This window comes from Roseibium sp. QJM3NY_11 (genome assembly GCF_056173175.1).
In genome coordinates, this window is record NZ_CM149660.1 from 1,096,551 (window position 1) to 1,111,096 (window position 14,546).

General features: G+C 60.5%; 15 protein-coding genes. 2 read left to right on the forward strand and 13 right to left on the reverse strand.

Annotated features, from left to right (window positions below; all coding sequences use genetic code 11):
- Positions 1–103: 103 nt before the first annotated feature.
- Positions 104–1,242, forward strand: a protein-coding gene (locus AC0VX3_RS05010; RefSeq protein ID WP_475522824.1) for an IS3 family transposase whose coding sequence is annotated in 2 segments (ribosomal slippage) — positions 104–371 and positions 371–1,242 — 1,140 coding nt in all. Because the reading frame shifts where the segments join, the coding sequence is not laid out codon by codon here.
- 73 nt (positions 1,243–1,315) lie between these two features.
- Here AC0VX3_RS05010 and AC0VX3_RS05015 read toward each other — a convergent pair.
- The 13 genes from AC0VX3_RS05015 to AC0VX3_RS05075 form a co-directional block, all read right to left on the reverse strand.
- Positions 1,316–2,116, reverse strand: coding sequence for a crotonase/enoyl-CoA hydratase family protein (locus AC0VX3_RS05015; RefSeq protein WP_475523795.1), 801 nt, complete (start codon positions 2,114–2,116; stop codon positions 1,316–1,318).
- Positions 2,113–3,396, reverse strand: a complete 1,284-nt coding sequence (locus AC0VX3_RS05020) for a CaiB/BaiF CoA transferase family protein (protein WP_475523796.1) — start codon at positions 3,394–3,396, stop codon at positions 2,113–2,115. The genes AC0VX3_RS05015 and AC0VX3_RS05020 overlap by 4 nt, the downstream gene beginning before the upstream one ends.
- 8 nt (positions 3,397–3,404) lie before the next feature.
- Positions 3,405–3,734: an NIPSNAP family protein gene (locus AC0VX3_RS05025; protein ID WP_475523797.1), complete on the reverse strand. Its 330-nt coding sequence runs from the start codon at positions 3,732–3,734 to the stop codon at positions 3,405–3,407.
- Between the two features lie 19 nt (positions 3,735–3,753).
- Positions 3,754–5,190 carry an aldehyde dehydrogenase family protein gene (locus AC0VX3_RS05030; protein ID WP_475523798.1) on the reverse strand — a complete coding sequence of 479 codons (1,437 nt, stop codon included), beginning with the start codon at positions 5,188–5,190 and terminating at the stop codon, positions 3,754–3,756.
- Positions 5,191–5,210: 20 nt separating this feature from the next.
- The gene (locus AC0VX3_RS05035) at positions 5,211–5,582 is read right to left on the reverse strand and encodes a YciI family protein (protein ID WP_475523799.1); all 372 of its coding nucleotides are present in this window, start codon (positions 5,580–5,582) and stop codon (positions 5,211–5,213) included.
- Between the two features lie 63 nt (positions 5,583–5,645).
- Positions 5,646–6,605 (reverse strand): Bug family tripartite tricarboxylate transporter substrate binding protein, encoded by a 960-nt coding sequence (locus tag AC0VX3_RS05040; RefSeq protein WP_475523800.1) that lies wholly within the window; start codon positions 6,603–6,605, stop codon positions 5,646–5,648.
- A gap of 72 nt (positions 6,606–6,677) precedes the next feature.
- Positions 6,678–8,177: a tripartite tricarboxylate transporter permease gene (locus AC0VX3_RS05045; RefSeq protein ID WP_475523801.1), complete on the reverse strand. Its 1,500-nt coding sequence runs from the start codon at positions 8,175–8,177 to the stop codon at positions 6,678–6,680.
- A 2-nt stretch (positions 8,178–8,179) separates the two neighbouring features.
- Positions 8,180–8,686 carry a tripartite tricarboxylate transporter TctB family protein gene (locus AC0VX3_RS05050; protein ID WP_475523802.1) on the reverse strand — a complete coding sequence of 169 codons (507 nt, stop codon included), beginning with the start codon at positions 8,684–8,686 and terminating at the stop codon, positions 8,180–8,182.
- An 11-nt stretch (positions 8,687–8,697) separates the two neighbouring features.
- On the reverse strand, positions 8,698–9,732 hold the full coding sequence (locus AC0VX3_RS05055) for an Ldh family oxidoreductase (protein WP_475523803.1): 1,035 nt from the start codon (positions 9,730–9,732) through the stop codon (positions 8,698–8,700).
- Between the two features lie 2 nt (positions 9,733–9,734).
- Positions 9,735–10,622 carry an alpha/beta hydrolase gene (locus AC0VX3_RS05060; RefSeq protein ID WP_475523804.1) on the reverse strand — a complete coding sequence of 296 codons (888 nt, stop codon included), beginning with the start codon at positions 10,620–10,622 and terminating at the stop codon, positions 9,735–9,737.
- Between the two features lie 37 nt (positions 10,623–10,659).
- Positions 10,660–11,262, reverse strand: a complete 603-nt coding sequence (locus AC0VX3_RS05065; protein WP_475523805.1) for an NADPH-dependent FMN reductase — start codon at positions 11,260–11,262, stop codon at positions 10,660–10,662.
- On the reverse strand, positions 11,241–12,146 hold the full coding sequence (locus AC0VX3_RS05070; protein WP_475523806.1) for a VOC family protein: 906 nt from the start codon (positions 12,144–12,146) through the stop codon (positions 11,241–11,243). Before AC0VX3_RS05070 ends, AC0VX3_RS05065 begins: the two co-directional genes overlap by 22 nt.
- Positions 12,147–12,282: 136 nt before the next feature.
- Positions 12,283–13,125, reverse strand: coding sequence for a fumarylacetoacetate hydrolase family protein (locus tag AC0VX3_RS05075; RefSeq protein ID WP_475523807.1), 843 nt, complete (start codon positions 13,123–13,125; stop codon positions 12,283–12,285).
- A 244-nt stretch (positions 13,126–13,369) separates the two neighbouring features.
- Between AC0VX3_RS05075 and AC0VX3_RS05080 the strand changes: the two genes are divergently transcribed.
- A complete protein-coding gene (locus AC0VX3_RS05080; protein WP_475523808.1) occupies positions 13,370–13,999 on the forward strand; it encodes an FCD domain-containing protein in 630 nt (209 codons plus the stop codon).
- The last annotated feature ends 547 nt before the right edge of the window (positions 14,000–14,546 follow it).

Genomic DNA, 14,546 nt, shown 5'->3' on the forward strand with positions numbered 1-14,546 from the left:
GGATGGTCCCGATACGCAGAGAGGTGGCTCGGGAAATCTGAACAGCTGGGATAAGTGGAATTTCTGCCTGTCTTTGGCTTAGATGCCGGAAACAGGAGAGACGATGACTAGACGACCGCGCCGGAACCACAGCCCGGCTTTCAAGGCGAAAGTGGCGCTTGCCGCGATCAGAGGCGAACAGACGCTGGTGGAACTGTCCCAGCAGTTCGACGTGCACGCCAACCAGATCAAGCAGTGGAAAGACCAACTCCTTGAGGGGGCGATGGGCGTTTTTGGCGATGAATCGAAGACGGAACCGGCGGGGCCAACCGTCGATGTCAAAACACTGCACGCCAAGATCGGGGAGTTGACGCTGGAGAATGATTTTTTAGCCGGAGCGCTCGGCAAGGCGGGATTGCTGGGCGGAAAGAAATGATCGACCGCGAGCATAAGCTATCCGTCGTGCGCCAGGCGAAGCTTCTCGGCTTCAGCCGTAGCAGTGTCTACTATTCGCCGCGTCCAGTATCCGATGGCGATCTGGCTCTGATGCGCCGGATCGACGAACTGCATCTCGACTATCCCTTTGCCGGAAGTCGAATGTTGCAAGGGCTCTTGAATGGAGAAGGGCTGGAGACTGGGCGGCTGCACGTCACCACGCTGATGAAGAAGATGGGCATCGAAGCGATCTATCGCCGCCCGAGCACCTCGAAACCAGCGCCAGGGCACAAAATCTATCCCTACCTCCTGCACAAGCTTTCGGTCACCCGGCCCAACCAGGTGTGGGCAATGGACATAACCTACGTTCCGATGGCTCGCGGTTTTGTCTATCTCTGTGCCGTTGTGGACTGGTTCAGCCGGAGGGTTCTGTCGTGGAGGCTGTCGATCACGATGGAGGCAGCCTTCTGCATCCAGGCAGTCGAGGAGGCACTGGCTCGCTATGGCAAGCCAGAAATATTCAACACCGACCAAGGTTCGCAGTTCACTTCCATCAACTTTACGGCGGTGCTGAAGAAAGCTGAGATCGCCATCTCGATGGACGGCAAGGGTGCGTGGCGGGACAACGTATTCGTCGAACGGCTCTGGCGTTCGATCAAATACGAGGAAGTCTACCTCCACGCTTACAAGACCGTGTCCGAGGCCCGCGCTGGCATCAGCCGCTATCTGACCTTTTACAATAGCCGACGCCCACATTCATCCCTTGACCGGCAGACGCCGGATCAGGCCTACTTCAACGCGCTGACGCCGATGATGGCGGCGGCATAATCGAGGCGGAAATCCACTTAGCAAAACGCCCCGATCTGTTCAGACAAACCGAGCCAGCTCTCAGCATTAGCCTTCAATCGCCGTTGAACACCCCTTCGCGCCGCTCAAGGAGGGCCGCTACGGCCTCGGCGTGATCTGATGTCTGGTGCACCGCTCCCTGATAGGCGGCGGACAATTCAAGCAGTTGATCAAGTGTCGATGTGGTGCCCTCACGCATCAGGCGTTTGGTGAGCCGGAGCTGCCTTGGAGGGTTGCGGGCAATGCGGCGCGCCATGGCCATGGCCGTGTCAAGAAGCGCGCCCGGTGGTGCAACCTGCGACACCAACCCCCAGGCTAGCGCTGTTTCGGCGTCGATCGGATCGGCTGTGAAAGCCATCTCGGATGCGCGGGACAGACCCACTTGCCGGGGCAGGATCCAGGCACCGCCATCCCCGGAGACGATACCCACATTGACGAAATTTTCGGCAAATGTCGCTTCCTCCGCCGCGATCCGAATGTCGCAAAACAGGGCCAGGTCACAGCCCGCTCCGTAGGCGGGTCCGTTGACCGCCGCGATCATTGGCACCTCGACGGACCACACCGCCTTGGCGACACACTGGATCCCTGCCCGGTAGCCATTGCGCACGGCGATGGCGTCACCTGCAAAGATGCCTTCCTTGTCGCGCATGTGTTTCAGATTGCCGCCCGAGGAGAAGGCCTTGCCCGCCCCGGTCAGGATCGCGCAGCGGATCGACTGATCGGTGTTGAGCCACTCCATCGCGGCGCAGATTTCGGCGACCATGTCGGCATCGGTGATCGGATTGCGCAACTCCGGAATGTTCAGGGTCAGGGTGGCAATCCCGTCTTCCTGCGCAATGAGCAGTTTTTCGGTCATCGGGTCTCTCCGGCTTCTGGTTTGGCAAGATCGCCTCCAATCGTGCCGTCGGCCATCAGCGCGTTCAGGTCGAACGCGGCCGGATCGAGCAACCGCGACAGGATCGACGCGGTATCCGCGCCAAGTTCGGGGGCAGCAAGCGGTGCGACAGCCGGGGTGCGCGACAGCCTGAGGGGCGAGGCCACGCCGACCAATGCATCGCCTTCGGGCGTGGCAGGGCGGATCTGCAATCCGCGCGATATGACATGGGGGTCGGCGAACACCCGCTCGATGGTATTGATCGGACCAACGGGCACGCTTGCCGCGTTCAAGTCTGATATCCATTCATCAATACTGCGCCCGGATATCACGCCTTGCAGGATCGGGATGAGCACATCGCGGTTGCGCACCCGCGCGGGATTGGTGGCAAAGCGCGCATCGGCGGACAGGGCCGGCACACCGGCAACCTCGCAGAACCGTGCGAACTGTCCGTCATTGCCCACGGCGAGGATCACATGGCCGTCGCTGGCAGCGAAGGCCTGATAAGGCACGATGCTGGGATGGGCGTTGCCAAGCCGCCCCGGAGAAGAACCGGTCGCAAGGTAGTTCATCGCCTGGTTGGCCAGCGTCGCCACCTGCACGTCCAGCAAGGACATGTCTATGTGCTGCCCCTGGCCCGTCGCATCGCGGTGACGCAAGGCCGAGAGTATGCCGATGACGGCGTAGAGCCCGGTCAAAACGTCCGTCAGCGCCACGCCAACCTTCATCGGCTCCGCTCCCGGCACGCCATCGGGTTGGCCGGTCACGCTCATCAGCCCGCCCATGGCCTGGATCAGGAAGTCATACCCCGCGCGTTCGGCATAGGGGCCGGTCTGGCCAAACCCGGTGATCGAGCAATAGACCAGATCGGGTTTGATCCCCGCCAGCGAGGCATAATCCAGCCCGTATTTCGCCAACCCACCGACCTTGAAATTCTCGATGAACACGTCGGATTGCGCGGCCAAGGCCTTCAGGATGCGCTGTCCATCGGGCCGTGCCATGTCGACGGTGACTGATTTCTTGCCCCGGTTGGCCCCGTGGAAATAGGCCGCGCCCCGGTCCATGCCTGCCAGGTCCACCACGTTCGGCGGCCCCCAGGAACGGGTATCGTCTCCCTCTCCCGGCCGCTCGACCTTGATCACTTCCGCGCCCATATCCGCAAGGATTTGTGTGGCCCACGGTCCTGCGAGGATGCGCGTCATGTCCAGCACGCGGATCCCCGACAGCGCGGCTCCGGGGGCGGACGTTGAATTCTCTTCCATCTTGCCCTCTAGCGCATGGTCGAAAATGCAGTAGGTGACAGGAAGTTCGAGGCGATATTCGCAACGACCTCTCCGTGTTCCTTCTGGTGCGCTGCGCGGGCAGCAAGCCATTCGGGATCGGCGGCAAAGCTGTTCCAGAGCCGTTCGCGTTCCTCAAGGGACTCCCATGCCAGAAAATAGGTAAGGTCGTGGTTCGATGGACCGATCAGGGTGGTGAAAAAGCCCGCGGGGCGCAGTCCGATCCGCTCCCATATCCGCAGGGTCGTCTCCTCGAAGCGTTGCAACAGTGCTGGCATGCCGCCGGGCACACAGGAATAGACGCGCATTTCATAGATCATGATGTGTCCTCTGGAGGGCTCAGGCCAACGTGTAGGAGGTCTTGACGGTCGTGTAGAACTCGGCGGCATAGCGCCCCTGCTCACGCGGCCCGAAACTGGATGCCGTGCGGCCGCCGAAGGGCACGTGGAAATCGACTCCGGCGGTGGGAAGATTGACCATGACCATGCCCGCCTCGGAGTTGCGCTTGAAATGCGTGGCGTGTTTGAGGCTGGTGGTGGCAATGCCCGCTGAAAGGCCGAAGTCGGTGTCATTGGCGACACGCAGCGCTTCGTCGTAGTCCTTGACCGCGATCACTGCTGCGACGGGTCCAAAGATCTCTTCCCGGGCGATCTGCATGTCGTTGGTGCATTCGGCAAAGAGTGCGGGCCGTTGGAAAAAACCCTCCGTGGTGCGGGACAGGCGCTCGCCGCCCACAACCAGGGTTGCGCCTTCGAGCTGACCGATCCGGATATAGTCCTCGTTCTGCGCCAATTGGCTTTCGTCGACGACCGGGCCGATCTGGGTGTCATCCGCCAGGGCATCCCCGACCGTGAGCGCGCTGACCCGTTCGCTCAGCGCGGCCAGAAAACGATCATGTATCGCCTGCTCGACTATGATGCGGGATGAGGCGGTGCAGCGCTGGCCCGTCGAATAGAATGCACCCTGGGTGACGCACTCGACGGCGACATCCAGATCGGCGTCGGCCAGAACCACGAAAGGGTTCTGGCCGCCCATCTCCATCTGCGACTTGCGCATCAGCTTGGCAGACTCAACAGCAAGTGCCGCACCAGTGGGCTGTGAGCCGGTGAAGGTAAGCGCATCGACGTCCGGGCTTTGCACGATGGCCTGCCCCACAACGGAGCCGCGGCCCATGACAAGGTTCAGCACACCGTCAGGCAAGCCCGCGCGGCGCAGAATATCGACCAGTTCCCACGCGCAGCCCGGCACCAGATCGGCAGGTTTGAACACGACTGTGTTGCCGTAGCAAAGGGCGGGCGCCAGCTTCCATGCGGGAATGGCGATGGGAAAATTCCATGGCGTGATGATCCCGACCACGCCAACCGCCTCCCGGGTGACTTCGACCCCGACGCCCGGTCGAACCGACGGCCCGGTCTCGCCTGTCAGGCGCAGGGCCTCGCCGGCGAAAAAGTCGAAGATCTGCGCAGCGCGGGCAGTCTCACCAATACCTTCCGCAAGCGTCTTGCCCTCTTCGCGGGACAAGAGCCGCCCAAGCTCTTCCTTTCGCGCAAGAATTTCGTCGGAAGCCCGGCGCAGGACGGCATGACGCTGAATCGGGCCGCTGCGCGACCATGCGGGAAAGGCGGCCTTCGCGGCTGCAATGGCAGCTTCGGCCTGCGCTTTGTCGGCGCGGGCATAATGCCCTATGACATCAGCCGTGTTGGATGGGTTGATATTGGGCGCAGCGTTGCCTGCGACCCATGTTCCGCCAATGAAATTCTGTTTTTGATCCGACATTCGTGCCTCTTGAAAAGGGTTCAGCCGACAACGGCAGTCTGGTCGGAGTAACGCACGGTGAAGGTCATCGCGCCTTCGTTCAGCATCCAGCGTGTCAGAGTGTATTGCCGCAACCCCGTAGCGTGAAACGGATCGGCGTCAGCACAGGCGCGGGCGTCGGCTTCGTCCACGGCGCGCACAATGATCATGCCGCCATAGGGCACCGTCTCGCCTTCTTCAAACAGCGGGCCCGCACCAAAAAGGATGCCCTCGCGTTCCATCTTGATCTGATACTCAAGATGCGCCGGCAGAAGTTCCTGCATGCCGGGGCCACGCGCCGGTGTGGTGGTGATGACATAGAGGTTCCGGCGCAACATCCTGGCATAGAGGTCTTCGGGCTTTTCGGTGCTCATGCTGTGGTTCCTCCTGCATCAGTCGGGTGACCCGCGGACGACTTGTCCGCGGGTCAGTTTCGTTCAGCGTTTTTCGATGCCGGCCGTGTCGATCACATCGGACCACACGGAGATCTGCCGTTTGATGAGCGCCTTCATCTCTTCACCGGACGATGGCGAGGGTTTTGCGCCGAGGGACTCGATCTTCTCGCTAACCGCAGAAACGGCCAGAGCATCGTGGACTGCACCCCGGATCGTGTCGGCGACATCGTCCGGAACTCCCGCGGGCATGCCAATGCCGGTCCATGACACGATGTCGAAGTCAGGTGCTACCGTTTCGGCAACCGTCGGCACGTCCGCAGCATCTGGCCAGCGGTCACCCGAGGTGATCGCGAGGATGTCATACACGCCCGCGTCTGCCTGGGGCCGGATTACGGTACCCGTGTCGATGACGACATCGATCTCACCGCCCATCAGTGCTGTCGATGCTGCAGCGCCGCCCTTGTAGGGAATGTGCAGGAAGTCTGCACCGGTGCGCAGCGCCAGCAATTCGCCGGTCAGGTGCTGGGTCGAACCAACGCCCGAATGCCCGATCTTGATCGTGCCCGGTGCGGCCTTGGCGGCCTCGATCAGAGCTTCCATGGACTCGTACTCGCCAGAGCGCGCAGCAACCATGAAGGGGAACTGGCCAAGGGTCGAGATGAAGGTGAAGCCATCAACCGACTCGTAAGGCAGGCTGTTGTAAAGCGCCGCGGCAACCGCATGACCACCGACCATCAACTGCATCGTGTAGCCATCCGGGTCTTCCTTCGACACATAGCCGGAAGCAACGGTGCCGCCCGCGCCCGGGCGCGACTCCACCACGACAGGCTGGCCAAGCGTCTTGGACATTTCCTCGGCCATGATGCGCGAAACGGTGTCGGCATTGCCGCCGGCGCCGAACCCGTGGACGATCCGCAAGGCACGCTCAGGGAAGTCCTGCGCTGCCGCCGGCATCGCCAGCGCCGCCATGAGCGGCAGTGCTGTTAGAAGTTTATTGAACATTGTCTTCCTCCCAGTTGTTTAAGCCCTAGTTTCCTGGATTGTGCCTCGGGCTAGGAAAGGCCTGACGCGCGCTCATGGCGTGGAGCGCGCGCGCGTTCTTAGGCTGGAGACGCCCGACCAGATCGCGAACACGACCAGGAATGCCGAGCAGGCGACCAGGACTGCACTGATCGGTCGCGTCAGAAAAACCGTGAAGTCGCCGCCGTAGAGCAACATCGTTCGACGGAAATTGTCTTCCAGGAGCGGCCCGAGCACAAAGCCCAGCAGGACCGGTGCAGGTTCGAACCGAAAGTTCTTCATCAGGTACCCGAGGATCCCGAACGCCAGCGTCATAAGCACGTCGGTCACGCTGGTCCGGTGTGAATAGACACCGACACAGATCATGACCACGATCATCGGGTAGAGCTTCTGGTAGGGAATGCGCAGCAACAGCACCCACAGCCTGATCAGCGGAATGTTGATCAGCAGCAGAATGATGTTGCCCACGAAGAAACTCGCGATGACGCCCCAGAACAGCTCCGGCTGGTCCACCATCAAGCGCGGGCCGGGAATAATGCCGTTGAGGATCAGCGCGCCGATTACCAGTGCCATCACCGCATCTCCCGGAACACCGAGCGTGAGGGTCGGTATGAACCCGGTTTGTGACGCTGCATTGTTTGCGGATTCAGGAGCCGCCAGACCGGGCAAGTGCCCTTTGCCGAACTTCTCCGCAGTTCTCGAAAACCGCTTCTCCGTTGCATAGGCCATGAAGGATGCGATGGCAGCACCGGTTCCCGGCAATGCTCCGAAGAAGCTGCCGATGCTTGACCCGCGGATTATCGGGAACACCAGCGACCGTGCCTGCGCACGTGTCGGGATCACGTCCCGCATGCTGACCGACAGGGGCGGTGTACCCACCGCTGGCCGCTGAGACGCGTTGCGGATGACTTCGCTCACTCCGAACAGCCCCATTGCGAGGGACACGAGGCTGATCCCGTCGGCAAGTTCCGGCACCGCGACGAAACGGTAGTAGCCCGTCGTCGCGTCCGCTCCGACCAATCCAAGGCCAATGCCGAGGATGACCATCGCAAAGGACCTGATCTGTGAACCCGACCCGATCATGGACGCCGCCAGCAGACCCAGTATGACCAGCATCGCATATTCGGGCGCGCCGAATTTCAGGGCGATGACGGTCATCGGGATCGCGGCCAGAACCAGGATCGACACGCCGACCATACCACCCGCGAAAGACGAGAAGGCTGCCACGAACAACGCAAGCCCGGCACGATTTTCCTGCGCCAGCGGATAGCCTTCCAGACAGGTCACGACCGAAGACGGCGTGCCCGGCAGGTTCAGAAGGATGGACGCAATGGACCCGCCATATTGCGAACCATAGTAAATGCCCGCCAACAGGATCATCGAGGTTGTCGCATCAAGGTAGAAGGTCACTGGCAACAGCAACGAAATCGCCGTGATCGCTCCGACACCGGGCAGAACGCCGATAAGCTGTCCAAGGAACACGCCCATGAACGCGTACATGAGGACATGTGGCTGAAGGACGACCGAAAGACCAAGAAGGAACTGATCGAGCATAGCTACGTCCAAAACGCCGGAATCGGCAGCTCGAGTGCGACAAGAAACAGGAGCCAGCCCAGGAGCGTTGCGATGACGGCGTAGACGAGGACGGGGATCGGTCGGGCCTGATTATCGGCAAACATGGAAACCGCCACGGCCAGGAACATCGACGGCACAAGGCCCGCGACATCCACGAGCACCGCAAAGATGGTGATGGCTGCGGATATGAAGATCAGGCCACGCCAGTGCATCACACCCGCGCTCGCCTGTTCGGGTGCCCGCAGGTCCATGATGATGATTGCGACAGCAAGGCAGGAAAGCAGACCACCGACGGTTTGCGGAATGAACCCCGGCCCCATCTGATTGAGCGTGCCTGTGGGGTACCCCCAGGCAAAGAACAGCATGGCAAGACCGGCCAGCAACAGCACTTCGCCGCTTGTGGCGGCAAGTACCTTGCCTTGACCTCCATGATCTTCAGTTTCTGCCAAGGTTTCCTCCCAAAACGCCGGTTGCCAGGCGCTGTCCATGTTTCCGCTTCTTATGGTTTTTCCGGCACTGTCGCGGCCGGTTGTGGAACGCCAAGCTTGTCGGCCAGACCGGCCAACCGGGCAAGCGTGCCATCCGCCACGGGGATGCCATCCTGCATCCGCGTCTCCGACAGACGAAATCCACGTTCTCCCGGCAACAGTATTTCGTCTGTGTCTGGCGTTTTCGGCAGGTTTTTCAACCTTTGGCCGAGTTCCGAGATGTGGTCCGTAAAGACGTCTGGTGCACCGAAGGCATCCACCTTGATCGCAAGAGCGGCCCCGTTCATGGCACCCTTTCCGCCGCCGAGCACTGTTGCGATGACCGGATTTGACACCAGAACGCTGGACAGGACCTCGATCATCAGCGACAGGCCCGATCCCTTGGGACCGCTCATCGGTGTCAGCGTGGCCACCTGTGCCGGGTCGGTAGCAGGCGCGCCGTCCGCGTCGATGGCCCATCCGGTCGGAATTTTGGTGCCCGCGTCTTTCGCATGGATGATCTTTCCCAGTGCAATGGTCGACGTGGACATGTCGAGCAGCAGTGGCCGCCCCCCCGATGGCGCAGATATCGAGATCGGATTGGTCGACAAGCCCGAAACCCTGGCGCCATGGTAGGCCATCAGGGGTCCCGAGGCTGTAATGACAAGCCCGATATAACCACGCTCTGCCGCCCGCAGGGCGAAGTAGCCAATGGCGCCGGCATGGGTGATGTTGCGCGCAGAACACCAGCCGATGTTGAAACGACTTGCAATATCGATGGCGGTGTCCATCGCGGTAACCATCGCCGAAGGGCCCGGCGCGCGCGCAGCCTCAACAACGCATATGGCGCCATCGTGCTTCACGATTTGCGGATTGGCTACAGGATCGATCAGGCCTTGCTGCACCATTTCGATGTAACGCGGGATGCGCAGCACCCCGTGCGAGTTCGCACCACGCGCATTTGCCCACACGAGGATATCCGCCGTGCGCTCCGCATGGGCCGGACTGTATCCCCCGGCCTCAAGCAGGCCCGCGGCATAGGCCTTCAGGGTATCTGCGCGAAACATCGTCACGAGATCGCGCTCAACGGGGTGGGAAAGAATTTCTTCAGCCAGGCGTCGATCAGCGCGCGGGTGTGCGGCGCATCTTCGTCGGAGAGCGGAAAATGCGACACGCCCGTTGGTATCATCAGTTCGGCGTTCGCTCCCGCTTTCTGGAAGAGACTAATCGATTGCTCCATCGGTGTGATGACGTCGCCAGCTGTGTGAAACAGCAACAGCGGACGCGGCGCGATGTCGGCCACGACATCCTCGGCGCGGAAATTGTACATGGAGATCGCCGTTTCGACCGGCACTTCGAATTGAGCGTGCGGCGACAGGTTCTTGCGCAACTCTTCCGGGATAGGCACCACGTCGAAGCGCGAAACCCACATGCTTTCGCCGGTCTCGGCCTTGTGCCTGCGCCCGTCTTCCAGAATGCCGGTAAACCTGGCCCAGGCTTCGGGCGTTGGATGCTGGCCGCGGAACTTGCGTTCCCCGTCACCCCAGCCGCAAAGCGACAGGACACAGGCAACCCGCTGGTCGACGCCACCGGTAAAGATGGCAACCGCTGCCCCGAAGCTGTGGCCGGTGAGGCCGATGCAGTCAGGGTCGACCTCTTCACGCTGCGAAATGAATGAGAGTGCATTGCGCGTGTCGGCCACCTGATCGTGGCACCGCACCTCGCCCCGTGCGCCTTCCGACGTGCCGCAGCCGCGGAAATCGATACGGAAAACACAATACCCCATCTCTTCGATCATGCGGGCGACAAGCTCGACGTGCGACTTGTCCTTGGTGCCGACGAAACCGTGCAAGACGATAAATGTCGGAAGGCGCTGCCCCGGCTTGCGGCCCTCGGGCACGTGCAACACGCCAGACAGTTTCAGGCCATCGGACATGAACGTTAGCGAATGTTCCATTTGGGTGCGCCTCTTTGGTGTCGGCTGGCGGCAGCGCTTATGCGCCGCCCCATGAGTTGCAGAAATTCGCGAAGCTGGACAGATGGCCGCGCAAGAATGCCTCCGTATCGGCATTGACGATTTTGCCCGCGTCCACATCCAGCTTGCCCTTGGCGCCTGCGATCTGGACCTCGGGCTTGGCCATTATCATCATGTCCTGCGACAACAGCGTGTGGCGCAGCCCTTCGTGCACCCGCGCACCGCCCAGAAGGCCGGGAGAAACACTCCAGATCGAGACGGGCTTGTTGGCCAGCGGACCTGGGCTCTTGCGGGACAGCCAGTCAATCGCGTTCTTCAGTCCACCGGGAATGGACCAGTTGTATTCGGGTGTCACGATCAACAGGGCGTCCACGCCTTCGACAGCAGAAATGAACGCGCTGACGGCTTCAGGCATGCCTTCGTCCAACACGTCCTGATTGAACAACGGCAGGCTGCCGGGGTTCGGGAGCGCCACCGCCGTCATGCCGTCAGGCAACAAGCCTGCCGCAGCGCGGCCTGCAGCACGGGACAGCGAAGCGCGCCGTAATGAACCTTCCAGGATCCCAAGTTTTGTCACGCATTTCTTCCTTTTCTTGATCGTCAGGCTGCTGGAGCGGCCCATGGGAAACGATGCTCGCGCCACGGCAGCGGTGCAGGCTCTCCCCAGACATTCATGACGCGAATGTTGTCGGGGCGCTTGAGTGCGGTGATGACATTTGGCTCAAAGCGATCATCATCGTTGATCAGCGCCATGTTGCCCGCGCATTCAACCATCGCGCCGCAGGCATCGATGTAATAGGCGTAGGTGTTGTCGCCGGGCCGGTGGCGGCCCGGACCCCAGATGAAGTTCTTTTCGATAGTGTCGAGGCGATCGCCCAGGTGGCAGTAATCCGAGAATTCGACTACTTCCCATGAGTAATGGTGCAGACCCGTATCGCCCCGCACAATCCCGAGGATGTGATGCAACCGGTTCGCCCCCCGCATCCAGCTCAGCCCGTCATCCACCATCCGCTCTGAAAGCCGCATACCCATGATCTTTTCCATCTGGGCGCGGGTTTCTTTTGGCTCGGGCGAGGTAATGTTGACGTGGTCGATCCTGAGCGGCGCCATGCCGGGTGTCGGGTGCCGCCTGCCGTAAACTACCGTTTCAGCGGCACCGTGAAGTTCGAACGTGTGCCCCTGAGGCGTCACGAACTGCATCCCGGTCACGCAGCAATCAAGGCTTGGCTCGGTCGAGACAAGCTTGCAGCCCGCTTCTTCGACCCGGCTTGCCGCTTCTGCCACAGCCGCTTCCGACACCGCCTCAAATCCAAGCGAGCGGATCGCGTTTTCGCTGGCCTCGTGCAGGACCAGTTCGACCATACGTCCATTGGAAGACAGCCAGACACAGCCAGCCTTCTCCCGGGTTACGCGCAATCCGAGAATGTCACAGGATTCACGCACCATTGCTTCGATGTCCACCACGTTCAGCTGAACGTGTCCCACCGAGTTCACCAGATAGCTCATGGCCAAAGCCTCCTCCTGCTATTTTCCAATTGGCATAGCATGCACTTTCGCAAATGCAAGAGATTTTCGAAAGTTCTACTATCATAGAATAAATTAACGTTCAACGGAAGCCGATCAAAGCAGGACGGCGGGCTCATTATTCAGCCTCCACAGCGTTCGAAAGCACTCCAATTCCCTCGATTTCGACATCAACGACGTCCCCCGGGCTCAGAAACTCCTTGGGGTCTCGCGTTATTCCAAAACCCGTGCAGGTTCCCGTCACGATCACATCGCCCGGCGCAAGCGGTGCAAACGTGGAGATGTAGGAAATCAGATAGGGAACATCGAAGATCATCCGCGATGTGGTCGTGCGCTGCTTTTCGACCCCGTTGACCCGCGTCATCAGTGCAATCCCCTCTTTGGGATCGGGCAGGTCGTCCGCCTGCACCATCCACGGCCCGAAAGCGCCGGTTCCGGTAAAGTTCTTGCCGGGCGTGAACTGGTGAGAATGCTTTTGCCAGTCGCGCACGCTGGCGTCGTTGTAGATCGAGTACCCGGCCACATGCTCCATCGCTCGCTCGGCGGGGATGTGGCGTCCGCCGGTTCCGATGATGACGGCCAGCTCGCCCTCGAAATCCAGCTTTTGCGAGGAATGCGGCTCGATCAGCGGCGCGCCATGACCAATCTGCGAAGTCGGCAAGCGCAGGAAGAGCACCGGATAGGCCGGAGCCTTGTCCCGGTCAGATTCGTCCTCCCAGTAGTTGATGGCCGCCAGCACGATCTTGTCAGGGTTCGGAATCACTGGAGAAAAGTCGATGTCTCCGATGTCGAACTCCGCAGTGGTCAGGCCTGCCAGCACATCGGGCGGCATGCCGGCTGCGATAAAGGACTTGAGATCAGGGTATTTGCTTGCGTGACGCGCCCCGAGATCGACGAGGCCCTTTCCCACGACAGCCCCCCAGGAGGCACGTCCGTTACGGGAAAAAGAGAGCAGTTTCATTCGTTAACCTTCACATTTTCGAAAATAAGTGTATGCTCGAAAAAATGAAAATTGAACCCCTTTTCTCAAAACCGGTATTCATTCGCGCATACATGAGATATTCAAAAATCCAAGGCAGGCGATTGATGCGCTGTGCACGCGCCGTGGCAAAGATTGATCCAGACTGGAGAACCGCGTGACGCCTGGTAGTTTGACAACAACAAACAGCCGATCCCTGAACTCCGGCGGGACCGGACAACGTGACGTGCTGACGCGTTTGCGCACAGATATCGTGAGCAGCGTCTTCGAGCCGGAAACCCGGCTGAAATTCGCAGACATGACGAAGCGCTACGACGTTGGGATCGGCACGCTGCGCGAAGCTCTCTCACAACTCTCGTCCGAAGGATTTGTCACGGTGGAAGCCGGCAAGGGCTTCAGGGTTGCCCCCGTCTCGGCCGAAGAACTCATCGAAATCACCGACCACTTCATCAACTTCGAAAAGCGCGCCGTGCGCGAAGCCATCGAACATGGCGGTGAAGATTGGGAAACAAACATCGTTGCCGTGAACCATCGGCTCAGCCTCATCGAGATGCTGCCCTGGGAACGGCGGATGGAGCGACATTCGGAATGGGTTGAACGTCACCGTGAATTCCACGAAGCCATCGTCGCGGCCTGCAAGGGAACATGGCTGTTTCGGCTGCGGTCCATCATGTTCGACCAGCTCGACCGGTACCGCTTTGTCACCAAACGGGCCCCGGAGGGTCTCGGCGTCCGGAAATTTGAAGAGCATCGCGAAATTATGGCAGCAACGCTCGCACGCGATGCCGATCTCGCATGCGACCTGATCGAACAACACATCCGCGACACATCCGAACGCGCGATCAAATTGCTCTGACGGAGCGGTTCATCGATAGTAAGGGCAGGTACCGGCCGATCCGCTGGAATTCCAAAATCGCTTTGGTCAAAAATCAACGGCAGGCGGGTCTCCATTGACACCATGCACGCGCTTTCCGTGGCGACAAGGGGTTGAACGCGCGCGCTCTGCAACGCGCCCTCAACCGAACGATTGGCGGTCCTGATAAGCCGCAAAACCGGGATTTAAGGACGGCTTTTGCCCTCCAAACGGCTGTCCTATCTGAGTGAAGCCGTAATCGAACCCCTCATTGCGGACTGCAGCGCCAGAGGTGCTCAAAGCTCGGGGCTTGGTTCATGTGGGCTTTACGAGGGGCAAGAGTGAACTGCATCTGATGTACTCCGCCCTGAGCCCTCGGTTATGTCTCTGAAGTCGAGAGCCGTCGTGACGAATGAGCCTGAAATAGCCGAACTCTCGCAGGCAATTGCCGACCGCGACGTCCTCAAACAGGTTGCCGCTCAAGCCGGATTGACAGTTGCAGCAGGCTCGTGTGATCGCGGCAAACGTCACGGTCTCGGTGTGATCAGGC

Bases quoted from the DNA above. Each gene is read 5' to 3' on its own strand.
- AC0VX3_RS05015 (WP_475523795.1), bottom strand. From the start codon at position 2,116: ATGACCGAAAAACTGCTCATTGCGCAGGAAGACGGGATTGCCACCCTG.
- AC0VX3_RS05020 (WP_475523796.1), bottom strand. From the start codon at position 3,396: ATGGAAGAGAATTCAACGTCCGCCCCCGGAGCCGCGCTGTCGGGGATC.
- AC0VX3_RS05025 (WP_475523797.1), bottom strand. From the start codon at position 3,734: ATGATCTATGAAATGCGCGTCTATTCCTGTGTGCCCGGCGGCATGCCA.
- AC0VX3_RS05030 (WP_475523798.1), bottom strand. From the start codon at position 5,190: ATGTCGGATCAAAAACAGAATTTCATTGGCGGAACATGGGTCGCAGGC.
- AC0VX3_RS05035 (WP_475523799.1), bottom strand. From the start codon at position 5,582: ATGAGCACCGAAAAGCCCGAAGACCTCTATGCCAGGATGTTGCGCCGG.
- AC0VX3_RS05040 (WP_475523800.1), bottom strand. From the start codon at position 6,605: ATGTTCAATAAACTTCTAACAGCACTGCCGCTCATGGCGGCGCTGGCG.
- AC0VX3_RS05045 (WP_475523801.1), bottom strand. From the start codon at position 8,177: ATGCTCGATCAGTTCCTTCTTGGTCTTTCGGTCGTCCTTCAGCCACAT.
- AC0VX3_RS05050 (WP_475523802.1), bottom strand. From the start codon at position 8,686: ATGGACAGCGCCTGGCAACCGGCGTTTTGGGAGGAAACCTTGGCAGAA.
- AC0VX3_RS05055 (WP_475523803.1), bottom strand. From the start codon at position 9,732: ATGTTTCGCGCAGATACCCTGAAGGCCTATGCCGCGGGCCTGCTTGAG.
- AC0VX3_RS05060 (WP_475523804.1), bottom strand. From the start codon at position 10,622: ATGGAACATTCGCTAACGTTCATGTCCGATGGCCTGAAACTGTCTGGC.
- AC0VX3_RS05065 (WP_475523805.1), bottom strand. From the start codon at position 11,262: ATGGGCCGCTCCAGCAGCCTGACGATCAAGAAAAGGAAGAAATGCGTG.
- AC0VX3_RS05070 (WP_475523806.1), bottom strand. From the start codon at position 12,146: ATGAGCTATCTGGTGAACTCGGTGGGACACGTTCAGCTGAACGTGGTG.
- AC0VX3_RS05075 (WP_475523807.1), bottom strand. From the start codon at position 13,125: ATGAAACTGCTCTCTTTTTCCCGTAACGGACGTGCCTCCTGGGGGGCT.